We start from the raw sequence: 21,853 nt of genomic DNA on the forward strand, positions 1-21,853 counted from the left end.
GGAGTTTATGGAAAAACTCAATGAACTCTTTGCCAAAGTCAGAAGTGAATTTCCCGCTTTAACGCAAAAAGCGCACGGCAAAGATATTGTGTATCTTGATACAGCGGCTTCCTCTTTGAAGCCCAAGTCTGTTATTGACCGTATCACGCACTTCTACTCGTTCGAGACCTCGAATGTGCATCGCGGAGCGCACTATCTAAGTGACCTCGCGACTTCACATTTTGAAGCTGCACGTTTGCGTATTGCACAGTTTTTAAATGCCAAGCAGTCGGAAGAAATTATTTTTGTTCGCGGTACAACAGAGGGCATCAACTTGGTGGCTCACTCCTGGGGGGTGGCGAATCTCAAAGCCGGTGATGAAATTCTTGTGACAGAAATGGAACATCACGCGAACATCGTTCCTTGGCAAATGATCGCCGAAAGAATGGGCGCGAAGGTTGTCGCTGTGTCGATTCATGACAATGGCGAACTTGATATGGAAGATCTGAAAAAGAAACTGACTTCCAAAGTTAAGATGGTTGCATTTACGGCGTGCTCAAACACATTGGGCACAAATACAGATATGAAAACGATCACGGCGTGGGCGCATGCTGTGGGTGCGAAAGTCCTTGTCGATGGAGCGCAAATCGTTTCTCAGACTCCTGTGGACGTGCAAGCTATCGATTGTGATTTCTTTGTGCTTTCTGCGCATAAACTTTTTGGACCTTTTGGTTTCGGCGTTGTTTACGGCAAGCGTGAAGTTTTAGATCAAATGCCTCCGTATCAAGGTGGCGGCGCGATGATCTCCAAGGTAACGTTTGCGAAAACGACCTATAATGATGTTCCTCACCGCTTTGAAGCGGGCACTCCACATGTTGAGGGAGCGATCGGTCTGCACACGGCGATTGATTTTGTTTCTAAAATTGGATTTGAAAATATTCATGCTTATGAAGCGAATCTTTTAGAGTATGCAACCAGCAAACTTGAGGCGATTCCGGATTTGAGAATCTTCGGAACCTCTGCGAATAAAGGCCCTATTATTTCCTTTAACTTGCAGGGTGCGCACCATTCTGACGTTGGTCAGATTTTGGATCAAGAAGGTGTGGCTGTTCGTGCGGGCCATCACTGCTGCCAGCCTTTAATGGCCCGCTACGGAATCACAGGCACAGTGCGCGCGTCTATTTCCGTGTATAATAATAAAGAAGATATTGATCGTTTAGTAAAAGCCGTGGTGAAGGCCCGGGAGATGTTGTTATGAGCACCCAAGATGTACTTATCAGAATTCAAGCAACGCCAAATCCGAACGCATGGAAATTTGTCCTTGATCGTCCGGTATTGAATGAAGGCAAAGCGACTTACGCCGATGCGAAAGAAGCGGACCAATCGCTCTTGGCTTCAGCCCTTTTTCAGGTTCCTGGCGTGCGCCAAGTGCATTTCTTCCAGAACGTTATTACGATTACGCACAATTTTGATGACGATCCGGAAGAAATTCAAAAAAACGTATGTGCCGTGATCCAAACTCGCATGCCGGCGCACAATCCGAATCAAACACAGATGGACGAAAAGAAAATGCGCAGAGCAAATCTTCCTGCTGAAGTGCAACAGATCGAAGAAATCCTGGATCACACGGTTCGTCCTGGCTTGCAGGGCGACGGTGGTGACTTGGATGTTGTGAAATACGAAGACAATAAACTTTACGTATTCTATCAAGGCGCGTGCGGTACCTGCCCAAGCGCAACTTCCGGCACATTGATGGCGATTGAAGGAATTCTAAGAGATCAATTCAATCCCGAAATCGAAGTCATTCCCGTTTAATATCTTAATTTAGAATGTACCGGCATAAGCCCCTACCAGAAATGGTGGGGCTTTTTTTTTAGCGACGGGATTTATCACCGAGCTGCTCTTCGGCGGCTCGTTTCATTTCGGGGGCTACGGCCTCCCAGGTGTCTTCCGGGCGACTGGCGAGAATCGCAGAATTCCCCAAAAGATCTTGGCCTCGTTTGCCGGAAGCTTGCAATGTTACCAGTCGTAAATAGGGCCTGGCATCTTTTTTAGTCCAAAGCTCCTGTGATATTTTCCCAGAGGACCGGGCTTAAAAGTTCGGAGCCGATCATAAGAACTGGTTCCGCGTCTTTCGCCTTTCCTTTTTTTGCTTCTGTCGGCAAGTGTCCTGTGCCGCCAATTTTGTCAAACCATGAGCGGCGTATCGCCAAAGAGTTAGAAATAAAAAGATGCGGGAAGGTTTCGAGTTCTTTCTTATTCGCACGTCCGTACTCAAACGTGCTGAGAACATTGAACTTCTTCGACGTTTCGATGTTCTCAAGTTTTTGGAATCCCAACTCTGTCAGATATTTAAATTTCTGACGTCCCGGCTGTTTGGACGTGAAAATCAAATCCAAGTTCCCGGAAAGGAAATTGGCTTCCAGTTCGTTAAGGTCGAAGATATCGAGCGTGATCTTTTTTACGCCGACCTCTTCAAAACACAGTTTCGAAGTGTTGAGCGCGAAATCAGAAAGGCCTTCCAAAGTTCCGATGTGCAGTTCGGCGACCATTTGGTTGTTGCTGATACCTTGCAGTTCTGTTTCCAAACGACGCGTGGATTTTTCAAAGATCTCGGAAAGTTGAAACGCCACTGTCGTCCAGCCCGATTTACGTTTTGCGGAGCGGTCGAGGAGAACGATTTTTAATTCATCTTCAATCTTGGCAATAATACGGGAAAGTTGCGGTTGACTGAGGCCGACATGCAAGGCCGCTGCAGAAAGATTTTTAAAGTGAACGGCTTTAGCAAGGACGCTGAGTTCGTAATAAAGTTGTTGCATCAAGTCTCCACGCTCAAGGTTTTCGGATGTAATTCAAGAAGGCGATCATGCCAAGAATAATGGCGAGGGCGTAACCGATAAAGCTGATTGTCGGAACGCCTGCAATATGGCTGACGGTATCGTGTACAAAAATATAAGAAGAACTAAGGATCAAAGCTGCGATAATGACGCCTAAGAAAAGTAAATTCGAGGAGCTTTCAACAGAGCGTTTCAGTTCTTTAATTTCACCGACTTTTAATCGAAAGGCATGGTCGGGACTGTTTACTTTTCTAAGAAAGAAGTTCAGTTGGCGCGGTAAAGAGTTTAAAAACGCTTTCGATTCTCGCGCCATTTGTGTCATGTCGTTCATCACGCGCTGGGGGCCGTATTGAGTCTTGGCCAAATCTCCGGCGAATTCCAAAGAGTACTGCAGGAAATCGAAGTCCTTTTGAATCTTGCGGCCCATACCTTCAATGGAAACGATGGATTTAAAGAACAGCATCAAATCGGTCGGTACATGCAAATGATGTCGAGCCGCGATGCCTGAAGACTTCATCAGGATTTTTCCAAGATTCACGTTTTTAAGAGTTAATCCGAAATAAGGCGCAATCAACTCGCGCAGATCTTTGGCAAAGAGGTCGACGTTCACCCGATCCGTGAAAGGCGCAAGATCCACGTACTCGTAGGCCAAGCGTTCGTAATCTTCCTTGGATAGAGCTAAAAGCATATTGGCGATAGCGGATTGAGTGCGCACATTCAAACGGCCTACCACGCCGAAATCAATCAAACCAATTTGATTTTGGGGAAGAACAAAGAAATTTCCAGCGTGCAGATCCCCGTGAAAAAGACCGTCTTCGAAGACCATTTTTAGATAGGCACGAAGACTGCGGCGAATGACTTCGCTAGGATCAATGTTTTCTTGGCGTAAAGAACCTTCCTGCGAAAGGGGAATGCCGGGAAGCAGCTCCATCACAAGTACTCGCTCTGTCGTTAAGTCGAAATAGACCTTAGGAATTTTGATGTGTTCGTCTGCGGCGAAATTTTCTTGGAAGCGACGGATATTATTCGCTTCGACAACGAAGTTCGTCTCCAGCTCTAAAGTTCTAAAATATTCGTCGACGATGCCGGTAGGATTGTACGGGCGTGACTCTGGTACGTACGTCACAAGCAGATCGGCGAGCAGGTAAAGGACATTTAAGTCGTCGTTGATAGTTTGAATAATTCCTGGACGCTGTACTTTAACGACAACGTCTTCGCCCGTTGCGAGGCGGGCTTTGTGCACTTGAGCGATGCTGGCAGAGCCTAGCGGAGTCGGATCAATACTTTCGAACTTTTGGTAAAGCGAATTGCCAAATTCTTCTCTTAAGACGGATTCAACAACTTCAAATGAAAGAGGCTGCACGCGATCATGAAGTTTTTCGAATTCAGCGACATATTCGTCGGGAACTAAATCGGGACGGGACGCGAGAAGCTGACCAAGTTTTACGAAGGTGGGACCGAGCTCTTCAAAACTGATACGCAGACGCTCTGGCATCGAAAGTCTTTCGATGTCAGAGGCCGTGTTAAGTCTTTCAATAATGAACTTACCGAGCTTTACCTTTTCCGCGACCTGGTGAAACCCGTGCTTTGCGAACACTCCGACGATCGTTCTCAGTCTTCCCGCGTTTTTGAGAGTCTTTCCGATCTGGCTTCCGGTCTTTAAGGCTGTCACTATTCTTCTCCGAATAGTCGTTATTATCTCGGAGTTTAGACTGTTCGGCAAACATCAATTTTTTACTGAGCTTGGGCTTGTCTTTAGAAGAGGTGTCTTCATCTCTTCGACGATATTTCTCTGGACCAAGGATCATATCAAGCAAGCTTTGGTCAGGTCCTCGGCGCTCGCCATCGCGAGATTCCGGTGGACTGAACTTCGCTTGGCGCTCGAGTTTTTGCAACTTTTGCGCTTGTCCTTCTTTGTCCTGACGAGAGTCGCGGAAGAATTTGGATTTCTGATCGCGATCTTTTCTGAAAGACTTTTCTTTAAAAGATTTTTCGCCGCCAGGACCGCGACGCTCGCGTTCGCCATCACGGTCGCGTTCACGGCGTGGGCCGCGCTCTTCCCTGTCGCGGTCTCGATCTCGGCCTCGGCCGTGACGGGCCTCTTTACGAGGACCTTCCCCAGTGCGCGGACGATCTTGTTTGTGAAGTTTCTTGAGGAGCTTTTCTGCTGAAATTTCCGCAGCAGTGCGATCATCCTCTTCGTCCATTTCTTCTTTCTCAACGCCGGACAGAACGAAGTTGATCTGGCCTAGTTCAGGATCTGCAGCGGCGACTTGGATGCGAATCATGTCGCCAATGCTGTAAGCAAAGCCGGAACGTTTGGCAACAAGACGAAGATTTTCTTCGTCATACTCGAAGCGCTCTTTGCCAAGATCATCAAGACGGACAAGTCCGTCAACGTCGTATTCACGTAGCAGAACGAAAACACCGAACTTAGCGACAGAGCTGATCATTCCATCAAACTCTTGCCCGACAAATTTTTCCATGAAGCGGGCTTTTTTGATTGATTGAACTTGGCGCTCCGCTTTGACCGATCTTTGCTCTGCCGCGGAAAGAATTGTTCCTGCCGAAGAAAGGTCATCTTCGCTCATTAAGCGATACTGCGAGTTCGGCATCACCTGATTTTTCAGAAGGCGATGCACGATCAAGTCAGGATAACGGCGAATCGGCGAAGTAAAGTGTGTATAGAATTCAAATCCCAAGCCGAAGTGACCTACGTTGTTCATACTGTACTTCGCCTGGCTCATTGAACGAAGGGTCAGGATGTTAAGGATTTGCGCTTCAGGACGGTTTTCAAACTCTTCAAGAGCTTTTGTCAGTCTCTTTTGTAATTTTCCCTGTCCCAGTTTTGTTTTGCCGCCAAAGTTCGCCAGATATTTTTCAAGAAGGCGGATGGCTTGCTCATTTGGCGGTTCGTGAATACGGTACAAAGCCGGAATATTTCTGCTTGCAAGAAATTTACCCACGGCCACGTTCGCTGCAAGCATCATTTCTTCAATCAAACGGTGAGAGAATAAACGCTCGGATCGTTGAATGTCGACGGGGACTCCGGCGCCGTCAATAACCAATTCTGTTTCTGGGATTTCCAAATCGAGCGAACCTTCTTTGAATCTTTTGGCCATTAGAATTTTGGCAAGATCGGAAAGTCTTAGAATATTTTCTTTAACGTGACTGAATTTCTCGATGTCATTTCCGTCGATGATTTCTTGCGCTTCTCCGTATGTGACACGGGCTTTGCTTTCCATGACGGCTTCATAGAAGTCGGATTTCTTGAGGTCTCCGGTAAAATCGAAAAGCATCTCGGCCACAACACAGAGGCGAGGGACATGAGGATTTAACGAACAAAGTCCGTTACTAAGAACTTCCGGAAGCATCGGCACGACATAGTTAGGGAAATAAACCGACGTCCCGCGCTCGTACGCATCTTTATCGATTGCTGAACCCACGCGAACATAATGACTGACATCCGCGATCGCGACGTAAAGAAGAAATCCATCGTTATGAACTTCTACATAAACCGCGTCGTCAAAATCCTTCGCAGTGGCTCCGTCAATAGTAATCAGATTTTTATCGCGAAGATCGACACGGCCTTTGAAATCTTTTTCGTTGGGAACCTCGTCGAACTGTTTAGCCGCTTCAAGAGTTTCTTTTGAAAATTCCAGCGGAATATTGTTCGAGCGAATGACGCGTTTGATGTCCGTTAATGGATCCAGGGCGTTTCCGATAATCTCTGTCACTTTACCTGCGAAAGGTTTTCCCTCTTCGGGATAGGACGTGATTTCTGCCGCGACAAGCTCTTTGTCCTTGGCGTTCATGGAGTCTTCAATTTTGATTTTAAGATCTTGACCCCAGCCTTTGCCCTCGTCGCGAATAGCGCCCAGGCGGTCGTTCATTCGATAAAAACGGCCTACGATAGTTTTTGTGCCGCGTGAAAGAACACGAATGATCTCGCCGCGGAAGCGATCTGTACCTTTTTCGGGAAAGACTTCGATGGACACTTTATCATTCGTCATAATTCCTTCCATCGAATGGCGGGGAATATATACATCAGGATGTTCTATATCATCAGGAATAAAAAAGCCGAAGCCGTCAGGATGTCTTTTGATTGTACCGTTGAGAAGTCTTTTCTTTTGCATTGTCAGGATGTTCTTCCTTTATCTTTCTCAGAGTATCACAACATAAGAAAGGAAAAGAACTTAAATCCATAAACAGAAAATTGGCACAGGACCTAAAATGGCGCGAACGTAACTGAAGAAATAAAAAAGGCCGCGTGAGGCGGCCTTTTTTATTTTTGTTGTGTCAATTTTTAGAAATAAGCAAGAGCACCCAGTGTTACAAGGTGTGCTGAACCAGTTGCCGCTCCATCGGCGTCGACAAAAGCGTCTTCATCGGCAGAGTCATTTCTGTATTCAACATAAAGATTGAAGTTCTCTGTCAGAGCAATTTTGTCAGCAAGGATGAAAGAGTTGATTGTTTCCGCTCCCGCGCCGTAACCAATCTCGCTGGCACCACGAACGTACTCGTAGCGAAGTGCTAAGTTATTGATTCCAAGGCCATATGTTAAAACTGCGCTTGTTGAATCGGCCCAATGATTGTGTTCTCCATCAGGTTTAAATGTGCGTGAATCATAAGTGATCGCAAGACCGAAATTATCTGTGAACTTGTAAGAAGCCCAAACGCTGGAAGAAGATTTGTCTACTTTGCCGGTAGCTGGCGCTACCGCTGAATCTGTTCCTGTAAGGTAGCCTGCAAACCATGTGATGCCGGCAAAAACGCCTGTGATTGAAGCCTCTGTCGTTTTAGTCGGTGTGTAGTCATCGCCAAAAGCACCGTAAGTCGTCTGATTATATGTCGACACCGTGGCTGTGAGCCAGTCGCCAGCGATGTACTTCGCACGAAGACCTTCGCCGTAACCAGGCACGATAGATTGGTAGGCAATCGTATTAGTATAAGTCGCGTTTTCGTACTTCATAAGCGACTCATAACCCATTGTCGTCAAGAAACGACCGAAACCAATATATAGATTAGCTGCTGGTTTGTAGAATATCTCAAGCTGATCAAGAGTGCCGAAGTTGGCTTTCTTCTGAACGGCTGCATCTGTATAAGAAGTTGTTGTGTAGTTAAGGCGAGTCAGGAAAGAGAGCTTGTCTGTTTCTTTCTTAAGAAGAGCTTGCACGTAATTCAAACGATAGTTCTCGTTTGTCGCTCCTCCCGTGTAGAGCATAGGAGTGCCTTTTGAGGACACAAAGTTATAGTCAAAAGCTGCCTCGGCGTTAACTGTGATTCCTGCAATGTCAGCAGCACTTGCTGATGCACTTACAAGAAAGATGACAGACGCCAAAATTTTAGAAACGTTCACAACGAAACTCCTTTATATTGGTTTTGAGTTGTTAAGTATGGTTAAGATTATGACCTTGGTCTAGGTGTGTAACGTAAAAAATGTATAAAGCTAGACCATGATCTAGTGTCCGCACTCTATTTTGAAATTTCGCGTCAATGGTCAGATTTGATGAGTTTCTTGGACCAAAAAACGGTATGAAATCCACATCAGTAAAACACGAAACGCCTCGATGCTAAATGAGGATCTGTTTCTATGAAAACCGCGACAGGAGCGGATTTCGTCGGCATAAAAATTTAAAAAAAATGCGATGAGTGAAGCGAAAAATTCATCAACTGGATCTGTGGCTTTGCGACCACAAGAAGAATTTTTTCCACGCGGTTTTGGTGGAACGGAAAAGGTCCAAAAATTTTTGTTGTTGATCTTAGACTAGCACCTCATTAGCATTTTTTATGTATACGCTTACAGCTTTTAATGGATTTAAAAGTTTCATAGATTTGCAACGAAACGAAAGGATGCAACAATGAAAAAGCTTCTAGCAATGGCAGTAATGTCTCTTGCAGCAACTCAGGCAATGGCGGGTGTAAAACTCGTTGTTCGTTCTGACTATGTTTACACTGGTAACTACGACAACAACGCAGGTGCTGAAGTAGAATCTACTTCTGTATTTGTTCCAGACGTAGCACGTATGTACTTCTCTGGTAACGTAGGTGATGCAGTTATTGACTCTGCGTTCAACCTTCGCTCTTTCTCTAGCGAACTTGCTTTTGACCCAACTAAAGATACTGCTGGTCAAAAAGTTATGACTGTAGATACTTTCGTTGAGCACTTGTTCATCACGAAAAATCACGGTGACTGGTCTTTCTCTGGTGGTAAGTTGTGGATGAATGTTGGTGGTTTCGAACGTCGTGCATTCTACGATGGCGATACTTACCTTACTTCTTTGGCTAACGGTGGAATCGGTGGCGCAGCTACTATCAATCCATTCTTGACTGGTTCAGTTTTGACTCCAGAAAACTCTTCTGGTATCTCTGCTGCTTACAAAATTGCTGAGAACCACAAAGTTGAAGTTCAACTTTACAACCAAGTTAACCGTGACTCTGATTTGTTGACTGCAACAAACAAACGTCACTCTTATGGCGTTGCTTACTGGGGTTCTTTTGCTGAGAAAATGTTCCAAACATACTTGAGCTACAACATGGGTGCTGGTGATGACAGAGTGACTGGTGGTCATGAGTTGTCATACATCGCTGCGGGTTTCCGTATCGCTCCAATGGAAAACTTGAACATCGACCTAGAGTACTTGGCTAACTCTGACAAGACTGCTCTTACAGATGAAAAAGACGAGACTACTTCTACAATCCTAGAAGCTCGTTACAAAATGGGTATGTGGACTCCAATCTTGAAGTACGAAATGTCTACAGACAAACTTCAAGGCGAAGACAACTTCAAGCGTGATGCTTGGGCATTGGCTCTTGAGTTGACTCCAAAAGCTGAAGACGCTTTCCGTTACCATGTAGCTTACACTTCAATCAAAGACAGAGATTTTGGTGCAGCTTTCGGTGCTAATACTGAAGACATGACTAAAAACATGATCACTGTTGGTTTCAAATACGTAGGCGATATCGCTAAGTAATTGATCCTGAAAAGGTGAAAACTAAAAAGCCCAGGCAACCCCTGGGCTTTTTTTATTTTTTAAGCGACAGATTTTTTAATGGGTCGCAGGCTGAGTTGCGAACTCGGCATGCCTATCTTCTTTGCAAATTCTTTGATGCCATAGAAGACGGAACTATATGAAATTAGTTTCGATAAACCGGAAAAAGGGAAAACCCAGGAAGGGGGATTTCCTGGGCTTTTGGGGGCATTTCAATTTGTGTCGGTTGCGGATTAGCGAGTACCTACGTTTGTAGTCGTAGAACCTTTAGCGACTTGTGTTTTAGCTACTGCAGGTGGGTTTGTGTGAGCGAAAAGACCACCGGCACCTTTGTGATCACATTTAGTAGCTGCCAAAGAAGCTGAAGAAGAGATCGTGATGATTGCTGCTGCGATGATATTCTTGATTGTCATTTTGACTCCTTTGTCACAAGCGGTATACATATCCCTAATGCTAAGAGCGTGCCTGGCTCTCCGTTCTGTTCTGAGATTCTTGCGACCACGAATCAATAGCTTAGCAAAATGGATTCTCATGATGAGATCGCAGTAACAAGAAGTGCCCGACAGCGCGCGCACCTGTTACTTTTCTAACAGCAAACGAGGAGAAAACGTCGTTGCGAAATCAAGTCTTGTCATCCATTGTGTGGATTCTCTTGGCGATGTTTTCGATTCAATTTGGAGCATCCATTGCGAAACACCTGTTCCCGCAAGCAGGGGCTGCGGGCACAACAGCTTTACGTGTCTCGATGTCAGCCGTTCTTCTTCTTGTTGCCGCCCGGGTTTGGAAACATAAGATTTCCCGCGAAAGCATTCCGAGCATCGCTGCGTATGGAGTCTCATTAGGTTTAATGAATCTCCTTTTTTATTTTGCCTTGGAAAGAATTCCTTTGGGATTGGCCGTGGCTCTCGAGTTCGTAGGTCCGTTGTCCGTAGCGCTTCTTTCAAGCAAGCGAGCACTGGATATCGTGTGGGCTGTGCTCGCGGGACTCGGAATATATTTTGTTCTTCCAATAGGAGAAACCAATACGACCTTGGATATGACCGGGGTTGCTTTAGCTCTTATCGCCGGAGTCTTCTGGGGTCTCTATATCATCTTCGGAAAAAAGGCCGCGAAGAATGGAGGCAGCCTTGTCATCACAGCTTGGGGTATGGCGTTCGCAGCGCTGGTAAGTTTTCCGGTGGGGGTTTTCATTAATGTCGAGCAAATTAAAAATCCCGGTTTGTGGCCGATGGGACTCTTGATCGCGATTCTTTCAAGCGCTCTGCCTTATTCTCTGGAAATGAAAGCCATGCGCAATATGCCCGCAAAGACATTCGGTATTCTTATGAGTCTAGAGCCGGTCGTAGCGACATTCATGGGAATTCTGCTCTTGCAAGAGCATCTAACACTCACTCAGTGGTCCGCCATCGCGTGCATCATCGCCGCCTCCGTAGGAAGTACCGCTACAAGTAAATAGAATCTTTCATTTGATATCTAAATTAGAAAACTAAATTTTAGCCTGGGACTTTTTTATTGCACGGATAACTTGCTCAAATTTAGATCGAATGCCGTCATTAACTATGGTGTCACAATCTTGAAAGAGATCCACTTTTGTGCATTTTATATCTTCAGCCGAAATTGTTGAAGTTAAGAGTGAGTTCCATAGAGCTTCAGCAGCAATGGAGTACATCTTTCCAGGAACTGAATAAATAATTGCATTATGTTTATTGAAAGATGGTAACTCGATCTGTTTATCAAAGTATAATTTACGGAAAATTAGTTCAGTGGTCGCAAAGAAAGTTAAGTCTGCGGCGTTTCCTAAATTTCTCTCTGTGAGAAATTGGATTGTACCGCCAGGGTTTATATTTATAAGCAGGTTTTTTCCGGAGTTTCCAGTTAGGGTATCCAAAATCAATTGCGACCCTTTTCCTTGAACAATAAGAGCTCTTTCGAAGTTTTCTAGTTCTAATGTTGCAAAATGATTTTGAAATCCTGTGATAGTATTGCTTTTTATCAAGGCTAAAAATGCCGATAAAGTTTTTTCATTGAAGAAATTAGGCTGAATTAAGCGAGTTTCTTTAATCTTTTTTAGAGTAATGAGGGTTGTTTCGTCTGAGGGAACAACGTCGAGCTTAGAGAAGAGAGCAAAAAGATGCGAACTTTCTTCCAAGGTTAAGGCATTGATGATTTCATTTGGGCTCAGCAGGCTCGTTAGAAAATGCTGCCCAGAAGCCGAAATTAACTTTTCTAAGTCATACTGTAGCTTTTGTGAGTATGCCAAACCTCGAAGCAATTGTCCTTCGTCTTGATAAGCTAGCTTTGCAAGCTTAAGTAAGTTGACGTCAGTACGTTTGACAGCCATCGAGACTACGGCGGTAATCGATTTCCAAGAAAGGTTTTCAGTTCTTTTTATGAGAGAAGTATTCAAAGCATTTTCCAGCGTAAGAACTTCCGTTTGATCAATGGGCACAATATAGGCAGCACGTTTTAGTAAGAGATCATGCAGGTCATAGGAAGCTCTGCACATTTGTAGCAAATATGAAGTGTGAGAGTTGATGGTCTTTCTGCTGAAGATGAGCCCTAGAGATTTATTAGTACAAAAATTTTGCAATGTGATTTTTTGAACCAAAATTTCAGTTGCTTGGGCAAAGTCGTCTATAGACAAGTGATCGGTTTTAGCCAGAGCGAAAATACCTTTTTGTACAAAATCTTCCGAAATAATAATTTCGTTTAAGAGGTAATTGCCAGTCAGATTATTTAAATTAATCAATTGTTGATCGGGTGGTCCTGACAGAGACTTCGAAAATGACGATGCCCATTTTAGAAAGTTCTTAAAATAGTGTTTTTTTTGTTCCGGTGAAATTTGTTCGGAGTAGATAGTAGTGGAATTTAGCAAATTTGAGAAAGCGACTTTATGAACAGGAAGTATAGCATTCTCTTTTTCAAGTTCTTTTAGGCTTAACCAAACTAGACACAAGTCATTTTCCTTTGTACTTGTGCTAAGTGAAATGAAATCTACCTTTTCTAACTTCTTTTGATAGTCCTTGCATAGGGCCGTTTCATTCTTTGATGCGGCAATCTGGAATATTTTATCTGCTTTTTCATCATTCTTTTTAAAAGAACAAGCCCCCATGCTTAAGCACGAGATCAGAACTGCATAAGTAATGGGAGCTTTTATCTTCAACATAAATATTTTTAGTTATTTGCAGTTGGCTTGGCCAGTGGCGATCTTGCACGCAGTTCTTTTGAGCGTGTTCACTTGGGCCCAGGCAGCATCAATTTCGTCTTCACTTGCGGAGTCGGATAAACCTCCATAAATAATTTGAGCTTCTTCAATTATTTTTGTGAGAGAGCCGACTTGATTTGTGCTTCCGTCTGACGTTAAGCCAACCTCTTCCTGAAGCTCAGTCATATCTTTAATCATTAATTCAATTTGATTAGCTTGTGCAGCACTGATTCTTGTGTGTTCCAAATCGAATTCATCATAAGCCATTGAGTTAACCGAACTTATAAGAGTAAGGGCTGCAAAAGCGATTGCTAGTGACTTTTTCATTTTTCTCTCCTTTGTTTCAATGACGTTGAAATGCCAGAGCCATGCCCGCGCGAGGAGCAGGTCTTGAAGAGCTGGGTGTTTAGAGATAAGACAGAGGCCGAAGAGGGGCGCTCGATTCTCAGAATGAGACGGGCGATGGGAGAGGGCTTTCCAAGAAGAAAGCCCTTTTCAGATTTTTACTTTTTCTCTGCCGGAGTGGTCGTGTCGTAATAATCGGGAGCCACGAAGTCCACCGTGAACGGATACTTATAAGATTTGTAAGCACCTAGCTTGGGTTTGCCGGCTTTTGCGTAGGCTTCGTCCCAAAGATTTGCTAACAAAACAGAGCCGCGGGCCATTTCTTTCACGATCAAAGGTTTCATTTTCTTGAAAGCCTCGGAAGCAGGTTTGCGTTCGGCAGCCGTTTTGATCTCCATACCTTTTTCTTTTACGAGAGTGGACTTTTTCGTAACAGGATCCACTTTCAAAATTTTTGGGATTTCCGTATTAGAGATAACACTCAAAACTTTCATTTTTTCGATCGGTGTCGCAGGTTTCAAAAACTCAGGATTTTTCATCGCTCTCGCTTCTTTCAAAACAAGATAATCAAGATCGCCGTCGAATTGCCCCACGACCGCATCTTCAAAGTAAGCGTGGATGCCGCCATGTCCGGTCGCATAGCCATCGTAATCCGCTGTTGTGTGGAACGGTTGAGAATTGTCACCCACGAAGTGTCCCATCAAACCCATCGAGACAACCATCTCGTAAGCAAGCTTGTTATATGGAAGCTCGTTGTTTTGTTCTTCTTTGAAATTTGCAGGCAAAGTCGCTTTTGCAAGCTGCTGCCCCAAATTTTCAATGATGCGCATGAATTGATCGACTCTCCACCAGGAAGATCCGAATTCTGTAGGGATAGACTTGATTGTCGAGCCATCGTTTTTGAATTTGTTAGGCTTGCCGGTGAAATCCGCGATCAACTTTTTGTAGTCCGTTGGGATGTCCTTGACGGGAAGACCGATCACTTCGATATCAATAAAGTGCGTGGGATTTCCTAACTTGTTTGCGTCTCCACCCAAACTTTTCCAGTAGAAGTCCGGCATGTTGCACAGATGACCCATCATCTGAGGTTTGTGCTGAAGATATTCTTTAAGACCTGGTTCTTTCACTAAAAAGGAAGCGACTCTGCAGATGGTATCGTGTCCGCGACCGCCCCAAGCGAAGACTTGGCTTGAAGAAAGAAGAATCAAACTGATCAATAGATGTTTCATAAAACCTCACACTAGTTTCTTACTCTCGTCCCAAAGCTTTCGGAGCACGGCTTTTACCGATAAAGCCAGCCAAAGCCACAATGGTAACGACGTAAGGTAAAATTTGAACAAATTGAACGGGAACTTCCATGTCGCCAATGCGAACCCCTTGCAAACGAATTTGCAGGGCATCGGCAAAAGCGAAAAGAAGGCACGCGGCTAAAGCAGGAACGGGCTTCCATTTTCCAAAGATCAGCGCCGCTAACGCCATGAAGCCGCGACCGCCTGTCATCATGGGAGAATAAGAGGAAGCTAAAAACAAAGACAAGCTGGCTCCACCCCATGCGGCGAAAGCACCGCTGGCACAAACGGCACTCCAGCGAACTTTGCGGACGCTGACACCGCTAGCGACAAGAGCTTCCGGGTGTTCTCCGGCAAACAGAAGCCAAAGCCCCGAGCGCGTTTTATAGAGCCAAAAGCTAATCAAGGCGACTAAGGCAAATGCCATCAACAGAGGTTCAAAAGCAAAACGGTCTTCGACTAACAATGCCGGGGTCGAGCCCGTAGAGTTATAAAAAATCTTCGTGAGAAATGGAATCACGCCCATCGCTAAAAGATTGAAGGCCATACCAGTCACGATTTGATCTGCTTTAAGTTCAATGACAAACAAAGCATACAAAGCGCCGATAACGAGTCCGGCAAAAAGAGCTGCGGCCCAACCCATCCACGCCGAGGCGAAGTATTGTCCTGCTACCGCGCCGGCGAAAGCTCCGGTGAGCATAAAGCCTTCAAGGGCGACGTTCACGATACCAGAGCGTTCGCTCATAAGTCCGCCCATTGAAGCGAAAATCAGCGGCGTTGCTAAGCGAAGTGTTGCCAAGCTTAAAGATAAAAGGAGAGCCATCATATCCATTAGCTTTTTCTCCTTTTCGATTTCATCCACTCCCAATAACCCTGAGCTGCGACACCCAAGATAATCAATGCTTGAATGATGCGGGAAAAATCACGGGTGATTGTGGAAGTTTCGAGATCTAAATCGGAAGCGCCTTTATGAAGAGCTCCCATCAAGAAAGCCGCGAAAATAATCCCGATAGGATTGTTATTTGCTAAAAGAGCCACGGCGATACCGATGAAGCCATAGTCTGGCGAAAAACCGATACGATACTGTCCTGAGCTTCCTAAGACTTCCGAAAGTGCGACACAACCGGCGAAGGCCCCCGCCAAAGTCATAGCTAGAATTTGCACTTTCTTTTCAGAAATACCCGCGCGATGAGACGCTTCCGGATTCGAGCCGACCGCCCGCAATTGAAAGCCCCACGTGGTTTTCCAGAGAAATATCCACAACAAAATTGCAAACGCGATGGCGAATCCCAAAGACGCATTCGCTGGAGTATCCGGAAAGAAACGCGCGATCAGATCGTAATCTTTAAACATGTAGTTGCTAGAAACAAGCGCTGTCTCTGGATTCTGCGAGTGCGGATTCGGAATAATTTTAAGAGTAAACCAGCTTGCTAACCCTGCCGCGATGAAATTCAGCATGATCGTGATGATAACTTCGTGACTGCCGCGATATGCCCGCAACCAGCCTACGATTGCCCCCCAAAAACCGCCCATCATCAGAGCCGCCGCGAATGCAACAAGAGGTGCCACAGGGAAAGGAATCTGCGGAAAAAGAACGCCGACCGCCGCCGCTGTCACCACCGCCATCGTCATCTGTCCTTCCGCGCCGATGTTGAAAAGACCGGCGTGAAAACCGATTGCGACGGAAAGACCACAAAAAATCAAAGGAGTCGTGTAAGATAAAGTCAAACCCAGATCATAGACAGAGCCAAACGCGCTTCGCATAAGGATCATGAAAATGTTCAAAGGGTTTTCCCCCGCAATGAGCGTCAAAAGAAGTGCGACAGTTAAACCGATGATAAAACCCAAGAAGCGCTTCACTGTCCGCCTCCCATAGCACAGCCCAAAGAAATCTCGTTGAACTCGGCGCGCGTGAACTCGGCGACGATACTGCCTTTATATAAAACGACGATGCGATCAGAAAGAGCCATCAGCTCGTCGAGCTCGGAAGAAATTAATAAGATGCCGGAGCCTTCGTCACGTGTCTTGCGCAATTCATTATGAATAAACTCGATCGCCCCGATATCCACCCCACGAGTGGGTTGTGCGGCGATGACGACGGAAGGCTTTTGTAAAAGAGTCCGTGCGACGACAAGTTTTTGCTGATTACCGCCCGAGAGTTTTTCAAAAGGCAAATGCGGGTTGTGGGGACGAATGTCATAGGTATTCATCACATCCTGAGTCGCAGATACGATATTCTTAAGTTTTAAAAAGATACCCTGTGCGAAGGATCCCGATTTCTGTTGTCCTAGAATGAAGTTTTCATAAACGGGGCGGGAAGGAAGGACGCCAAAACGCAATCGGTCTTCGGGAAACGAACCTAAAGAGCCTTTGACTGTGATGCTCCCCGAGAAGGATTTTTTCTCTAGAGCGTGACGATCTAAAAGCGCGCGGATAAGAACATCTTGTCCGTTGCCTTCAACGCCGGCGACGCCGACGATTTCACGTGCACGAACCTCAAGATGGATGTTCTGAATTTGATGATTGCCCAGTCGCGCGCTGACATTAGCGAACTTAAGCAACGTCTGATCTGTATCCACGGACGTGCTACGCTCACGCGGTGTTTGCGGACGATGGCCTACCATCATCTCTGCCAATTCGGCAGTATTTGTGTAAGTCGTAACTTTATTGCCGACGACACGGCCTTGACGAAACACAGTCACGGCGTCAGTAAGAGCCATCACTTCTTTAAGCTTGTGAGTGATGATAAGAATTGTTTTTCCTTCATCACGCAGTCGATTGAGATTTTTAAAAAGATTTTGAACTTCTTGCGGAGTTAAAACAGCCGTAGGTTCATCAAGAATCAGAATCTCGGAGTTTTGCGAAAGGATCTTGAGAATTTCCAAACGTTGTTGTTCACCAACGGAAAGATCTTCAACTTTGGCATCGAGATCCAAGTGAAAACCATATTTTTCCGCAATTTCACTGAGTCTTTGTTTCTGCTCTTTTCGCGGAAGTAAAGAAAACGCCGAACCTTTTTGCTGAAGCAGAATATTGTCGAGAGCTGAAAGTGGTTCGGCCAGCATGAAATGCTGATGGACCATTCCGATTTGCGCGGCCATCGCGTCAATAGGAGAGTGAAACTCCACCGGCTTTCCATGGACGAGGATTTGACCGCCGTCGGGCCGGTACATCCCAAAAAGAATTTTCATCGCGGTTGATTTGCCAGCACCGTTTTCGCCGACGATGGCATGAATGGTTCCTGGCGCGACAGAAAAAGAAATATCGGAGTTGGCGCGCACTTCGCCAAAATATTTTGAGACTCCTTTAAACTCGACCGCGGAAACTGTCATCACTATTTCTTTTTATAGTAATCAGGAACTTGAATCTGACCGGCGATGATTTTCTTTTTAATCTCTTCGACTTTCTTTTTCATATCAGAAGTGATGAGTTTTTCATTATACTGATCCAGAGTGTAGTCGACACCTTTGTTCTTTAAACCGAAATGTACGATACCTGGAGAAAACTTGCCTTCCTGAGTTTCCTTGATTGTGTCGTAAACCGCGACATCGACAGCCTTCAACATGCTTGTAAGAATAGTGCCTGGCTTAATCCAGTTTTGATTGGAGTCGCAACCAATGGCGAATTTTTTCTTTTCTTCAGCAGCATCGAAAACACCTGTGTTAGACGCACCTGCCGCAGCAAAGATCACATCGGCTCCTTGTGCAAATTGTGACAACGCCAATTCTTTGGCCTTAGCCGGATTGTTCCAAGCTTCTCCGGTCACGCCCACATAGTTTTCGCTTGTTTTGATTTTTGGATTTACGTATTTCGCTCCGGCAATGTAACCCATTGCAAAACGGCGGATGAGAGGAATGTCCATGCCTCCGACGAATCCCACTGAGTTTGTTTTTGAAGTCATCGCCGCCAAAGCGCCGACTAAGAAAGAGCCTTCATGTTCTTGAAATAAAAGCGAACGAACGTTCGGCGCCGTGACTTCGGCGTCAACAACGGCAAACTTAACTTGCGGGAATTGGGCAGAAACTTTTTTAACGGCTTCTTTTTGCGCAAAGCCGATACCGATCACAAGATCAAAATTTTTGCGCGCAAACGAGCGATGAAGATTTTCGATGGCGTTTGTATCCGTTGCTTCGACGAATTTAAGATCAATCTTTAAATCTTTTTGCGCTTTCGTAGCGCCGAGGTACGCAGCGGAGTTAAAAGATTTATCGTCTTTTCCGCCCTTATCGAGGACCAGGCCGACTTTTAGCGTATTTGCGAAGGAAACTGTGTTAATTGACATCAATATCAGGGTGGTAAGGATACTTTTCACCATCGGTGGGCCCCCTTGCAGCATCTAAACTCGGTGCTTTTTGGCACGAAGTAAGCAGTTGATTTCACAAAAAAATTCTCTGAATTATGTGCGCCTGAAATTAGGAGACTCGTCTATGTGAGTCAAGTCAAAACCTTGTTAGCTCTTTTACCAGGTGCCGTTACAAGTGAGTTATGTCGAAATTTCAATTAGGCGGCTGTATAATACCAGATTAGGATTGGCCTAAACATTTAACCCAAAGAAGAAAGCTCGGAGGAAATAGAGTATGGAATCTCAAACGATACTCAACGGCGGAGTAAACTCCCTTGGTTTTATGGGCAATCAAAACCTAAACATTCCGAATACTTCAAACGTTCCCTATGAAGTCATTCACCTCAAAGAAGAGGAAATGATTTTCAAAGAAGGTGAACCAGCGAAGGGTCTGTATTACGTGCAATCTGGCTGTGTTAAAGTTGTAGTGAATCGTTCTCATGCCCGCGGACGCACTACCACAAATGAATATGTAACTAAATTGGTCTCTCCCGGAGAGTATTTTGGTTATAAAGCGTTGGTTAAAGGTGCACCGGTGCAGTGCCATGCAAAGGCTGTGAAGTCGACAGTGCTTTGGCTCTATCCGCGTGAGCTGATTCAAGTAGCAATGGCGCAAGCAAGCCCGCTTGTAAAACTTCTTCTTAATCAGGCTGTCAGTGATCTTGAAGCGTTCGAGACGACAAGTCAGTTGCATTATTTGGCGTCTGTGCAGGAAAGAATTGCTTATCAGCTTGTTCTTCTTGCCGATAAGTTCGGAGTGCAAACTCCTAACGGTATTTCTTTGAACTTGAAGCTGACACGCAACGAATTCGCGCAGCTGGCGAGTACGATCAACGAATCACTTTCTCGTCATTTGACAGAGTTCAAAAACGAGGGACTGATTGATTTGAATGGCAAAGAGATCATCATCAAAAATAAAGAAGGTTTGATGAGAAGATCTGGAAACTTCTAGGTTTTTGACTCTGCTAAACTTTACTTATGAAAAAGCCCGGGAAAAACCTGGGCTTTTTTATTTGTCGGAGAAGAACGAGAAGTAAGCGATCAGCCCGAGGACGCATCCCGCGATCAAAAGTAGAATGCTGTGCCAGCCAAAAATTTTGGCTCCTTCGGTCACGTCGGGTTTGTTTTTGTCTTTTTCCTCAGGCATGGCGGTCCTCCTGGAAAAGAGGGTACCGCAATGCCCGCAAGAGTAAATTCTTAGAGGGACTTCTTGCCTCAAAGCATTTTTATAGACGGAAATTTTTGCCGTTTCCGCTGTTTGCTATTCGGCACAAGCCGGCCTCAAGAGGACGCTGGAAAATTTCCGCGGCGCCTGCAGGAATCATCGCATTGCGCGGGTAAACGGCGTAGCCACCTTGAGGCAATGCCACGATCATATCGTTCATCAAATTACGACGAAGATGCGAAGCCAAAGTGATCGGATCAAAAGGAACAATCACACGAATACCCACAGTCGTTTGCACAAGATAACCGCCTTTGGAAACGACCTCACGCAAGTAATGCGGCAAAGGATTGTAGTTCACATCGATAAAACAGCCGGGGCCTGTCGGAGCAAAACCAAGAAGATGCAAAGAAAGTCCACGCTGATCCCAAGCGCCGCCGCCATAAGAGCTGACGGCTTTCAGAAGATCCACACGAGTCATTTTCGGTTGTTGCGATTTCAAAATTCCCAAACCTGCAGCGACTATCGCGGCAGAGTTAGAACTTCCGCGATATTCGGCGCCGTTATTTAGAAATAACGAAGACGGCGCGAAGAGGTCCGGTTTGCCTAAGGATTGTGATGAAGAAGAACGAGGGGAGTCGCTGGCGCCCACGGTGATGACCGTCGCGTTGTCGGCAGGATTTAAAAGTGTTTCACCGCGGCTGTGCGAAGGCATGATAACATTGTCGCCATCAACCGTGATGCGAAGCTGGTCGTTGCTAGCAAAGTTCTGCGAGCGGTTTTTCACGCGGATGAAGTATGTGCCGGGATTTAACTCCGCAGTGATGATCTCACGAGGATACTTTGAAAAACCAGGGCGCGACTCATTCGCATCTTTGGATTGTTTCAAAGCGCTCGACTGAACAATATTTAAAAGATCGTCCGTCAAAGCTAGATCAAGATCTTTATCCGTTCCCAGATCCACGTTGTTCTTAAAGTCATTCCACGACAATACGATTTTCACAGGGCAAGTGCCATTTGTGTTGTATTCACAGCGAATCATCAGGCCGTTATTTTGATCTGGAAGTTGCACCCAATTGTCAGCAATTGTGCGGATGCCAGAATTGAAAGTCGTCAGTGCAAAGTTTCCAGCCGCATTCACCCAGATCACGCCGTTGCGTGTGGCGCGATTGATTTCATGGTTAATGAAGCCCGCACCGTCGAAGTTGCCTCCGTATTCCCACACTTCAGAGTAAAGAACCAAATCCACTTTGCGGGCGATAATGTCGTCGATCGCCGCTTTTAAATTTGAAAAACCAAACACGTTGTAAAGAGTCAGATCAGGCACCCACTGCGATGCTTGCAGATCATTCGTCATCAATGACGTCAGAATCTGCGCCATGCGAAGCCCGTGCTCGACGTGCATGTTTTCAGGAGAAGAGACCGGCCCCGCCACATAGCGAGTCGAGGACGGAAGTGTTGTGCCGATTTCTTTTTCGTATCCGAAGAAACCTTTATCTAAGACCGCGATTTTTAAGCGGCGACCGGTATTCTCTTGCGAGTAAAAACGAGAAAATCCCAAAGAGTTTTTGTAAGTATCGATATTAGTAAACGGACCCGCCCACGCTGTGAAACCTGTGAGCACGATAGCGGCAAAGAAAGTGAACCCCTTCATAACTAACTCTCCCTCTTTAAACAAAAGGTCCCGACATCGCGGAACCTT

The 21,853-nt window shown here is 45.5% G+C and carries 19 protein-coding genes; 5 read left to right on the forward strand and 14 right to left on the reverse strand.

Annotation, left to right across the window (positions count from 1 at the left end):
• Nucleotides 1-7: 7 nt before the first annotated feature.
• The gene (locus tag QJS83_RS08975; RefSeq protein WP_284604166.1) at nucleotides 8-1,237 is read left to right on the forward strand and encodes an aminotransferase class V-fold PLP-dependent enzyme; all 1,230 of its coding nucleotides are present in this window, start codon (nucleotides 8-10) and stop codon (nucleotides 1,235-1,237) included.
• Nucleotides 1,234-1,794 carry a NifU family protein gene (locus tag QJS83_RS08980; RefSeq protein ID WP_284604167.1) on the forward strand — a complete coding sequence of 187 codons (561 nt, stop codon included), beginning with the start codon at nucleotides 1,234-1,236 and terminating at the stop codon, nucleotides 1,792-1,794. Before QJS83_RS08975 ends, QJS83_RS08980 begins: the two co-directional genes overlap by 4 nt.
• Before the next feature lie 236 nt (nucleotides 1,795-2,030).
• On the opposite strand, the gene QJS83_RS08985 is transcribed toward QJS83_RS08980, so the two are convergent.
• From QJS83_RS08985 to QJS83_RS09000, 4 genes are all read right to left on the reverse strand, one after another.
• Complete coding sequence (locus tag QJS83_RS08985) at nucleotides 2,031-2,798, reverse strand: LysR family transcriptional regulator (protein WP_284604168.1); 768 nt, start codon at nucleotides 2,796-2,798, stop codon at nucleotides 2,031-2,033.
• Between the two features lie 13 nt (nucleotides 2,799-2,811).
• Nucleotides 2,812-4,413 (reverse strand): ABC1 kinase family protein, encoded by a 1,602-nt coding sequence (locus QJS83_RS08990; RefSeq protein ID WP_284604169.1) that lies wholly within the window; start codon nucleotides 4,411-4,413, stop codon nucleotides 2,812-2,814.
• A complete protein-coding gene (rnr, locus tag QJS83_RS08995) occupies nucleotides 4,361-6,952 on the reverse strand; it encodes a ribonuclease R (protein WP_284604170.1) in 2,592 nt (863 codons plus the stop codon). Before rnr ends, QJS83_RS08990 begins: the two co-directional genes overlap by 53 nt.
• Before the next feature lie 170 nt (nucleotides 6,953-7,122).
• Nucleotides 7,123-8,175: an outer membrane beta-barrel protein gene (locus QJS83_RS09000; RefSeq protein WP_284604171.1), complete on the reverse strand. Its 1,053-nt coding sequence runs from the start codon at nucleotides 8,173-8,175 to the stop codon at nucleotides 7,123-7,125.
• Between the two features lie 502 nt (nucleotides 8,176-8,677).
• Here QJS83_RS09000 and QJS83_RS09005 point away from each other — a divergent pair.
• Nucleotides 8,678-9,790, forward strand: coding sequence for a hypothetical protein (locus QJS83_RS09005; protein WP_284604172.1), 1,113 nt, complete (start codon nucleotides 8,678-8,680; stop codon nucleotides 9,788-9,790).
• A 251-nt stretch (nucleotides 9,791-10,041) separates the two neighbouring features.
• Here QJS83_RS09005 and QJS83_RS09010 read toward each other — a convergent pair whose 3' ends face one another.
• Nucleotides 10,042-10,221, reverse strand: coding sequence for a hypothetical protein (locus QJS83_RS09010; protein WP_284604173.1), 180 nt, complete (start codon nucleotides 10,219-10,221; stop codon nucleotides 10,042-10,044).
• A gap of 245 nt (nucleotides 10,222-10,466) precedes the next feature.
• Between QJS83_RS09010 and QJS83_RS09015 the strand changes: the two genes are divergently transcribed.
• The gene (locus tag QJS83_RS09015; RefSeq protein ID WP_470287794.1) at nucleotides 10,467-11,264 is read left to right on the forward strand and encodes an EamA family transporter; all 798 of its coding nucleotides are present in this window, start codon (nucleotides 10,467-10,469) and stop codon (nucleotides 11,262-11,264) included.
• Nucleotides 11,265-11,294: 30 nt separating this feature from the next.
• Here the strand turns inward: QJS83_RS09015 and QJS83_RS09020 are convergent, their stop codons facing one another.
• The 7 genes from QJS83_RS09020 to QJS83_RS09050 all read right to left on the reverse strand — a co-directional run bounded on the left by QJS83_RS09020 (nucleotide 11,295) and on the right by QJS83_RS09050 (nucleotide 18,962).
• Nucleotides 11,295-12,974 (reverse strand): hypothetical protein, encoded by a 1,680-nt coding sequence (locus QJS83_RS09020; protein WP_284604175.1) that lies wholly within the window; start codon nucleotides 12,972-12,974, stop codon nucleotides 11,295-11,297.
• 12 nt (nucleotides 12,975-12,986) lie between these two features.
• The gene (locus tag QJS83_RS09025; protein ID WP_284604177.1) at nucleotides 12,987-13,340 is read right to left on the reverse strand and encodes a hypothetical protein; all 354 of its coding nucleotides are present in this window, start codon (nucleotides 13,338-13,340) and stop codon (nucleotides 12,987-12,989) included.
• A gap of 176 nt (nucleotides 13,341-13,516) precedes the next feature.
• Nucleotides 13,517-14,587: a phospholipase C/P1 nuclease family protein gene (locus QJS83_RS09030; protein WP_284604179.1), complete on the reverse strand. Its 1,071-nt coding sequence runs from the start codon at nucleotides 14,585-14,587 to the stop codon at nucleotides 13,517-13,519.
• A 19-nt stretch (nucleotides 14,588-14,606) separates the two neighbouring features.
• Nucleotides 14,607-15,479 (reverse strand): ABC transporter permease, encoded by an 873-nt coding sequence (locus tag QJS83_RS09035; RefSeq protein ID WP_284604180.1) that lies wholly within the window; start codon nucleotides 15,477-15,479, stop codon nucleotides 14,607-14,609.
• Nucleotides 15,479-16,507, reverse strand: coding sequence for an ABC transporter permease (locus QJS83_RS09040; RefSeq protein WP_284604181.1), 1,029 nt, complete (start codon nucleotides 16,505-16,507; stop codon nucleotides 15,479-15,481). The genes QJS83_RS09035 and QJS83_RS09040 overlap by 1 nt, the downstream gene beginning before the upstream one ends.
• A complete protein-coding gene (locus QJS83_RS09045; RefSeq protein ID WP_284608794.1) occupies nucleotides 16,504-17,979 on the reverse strand; it encodes an ABC transporter ATP-binding protein in 1,476 nt (491 codons plus the stop codon). The genes QJS83_RS09040 and QJS83_RS09045 overlap by 4 nt, the downstream gene beginning before the upstream one ends.
• A gap of 2 nt (nucleotides 17,980-17,981) precedes the next feature.
• Entirely contained in the window at nucleotides 17,982-18,962 is a 981-nt protein-coding gene (locus QJS83_RS09050; protein ID WP_284604182.1) for a BMP family lipoprotein, read from the reverse strand.
• A 262-nt stretch (nucleotides 18,963-19,224) separates the two neighbouring features.
• On the opposite strand from QJS83_RS09050, the gene QJS83_RS09055 reads away from it, so the two are divergent.
• Nucleotides 19,225-19,941, forward strand: a complete 717-nt coding sequence (locus QJS83_RS09055) for a Crp/Fnr family transcriptional regulator (protein ID WP_284604183.1) — start codon at nucleotides 19,225-19,227, stop codon at nucleotides 19,939-19,941.
• Nucleotides 19,942-19,998: 57 nt separating this feature from the next.
• Here the strand turns inward: QJS83_RS09055 and QJS83_RS09060 are convergent, their stop codons facing one another.
• Nucleotides 19,999-20,136, reverse strand: coding sequence for a hypothetical protein (locus tag QJS83_RS09060; RefSeq protein ID WP_284604184.1), 138 nt, complete (start codon nucleotides 20,134-20,136; stop codon nucleotides 19,999-20,001).
• A 79-nt stretch (nucleotides 20,137-20,215) separates the two neighbouring features.
• Complete coding sequence (locus tag QJS83_RS09065) at nucleotides 20,216-21,805, reverse strand: S8 family serine peptidase (RefSeq protein WP_284604185.1); 1,590 nt, start codon at nucleotides 21,803-21,805, stop codon at nucleotides 20,216-20,218.
• Between the last annotated feature and the right edge of the window lie 48 nt (nucleotides 21,806-21,853).

This window comes from Bdellovibrio sp. 22V (assembly GCF_030169785.1).
Taxonomy (GTDB): Bacteria; Bdellovibrionota; Bdellovibrionia; order Bdellovibrionales; family Bdellovibrionaceae; genus Bdellovibrio.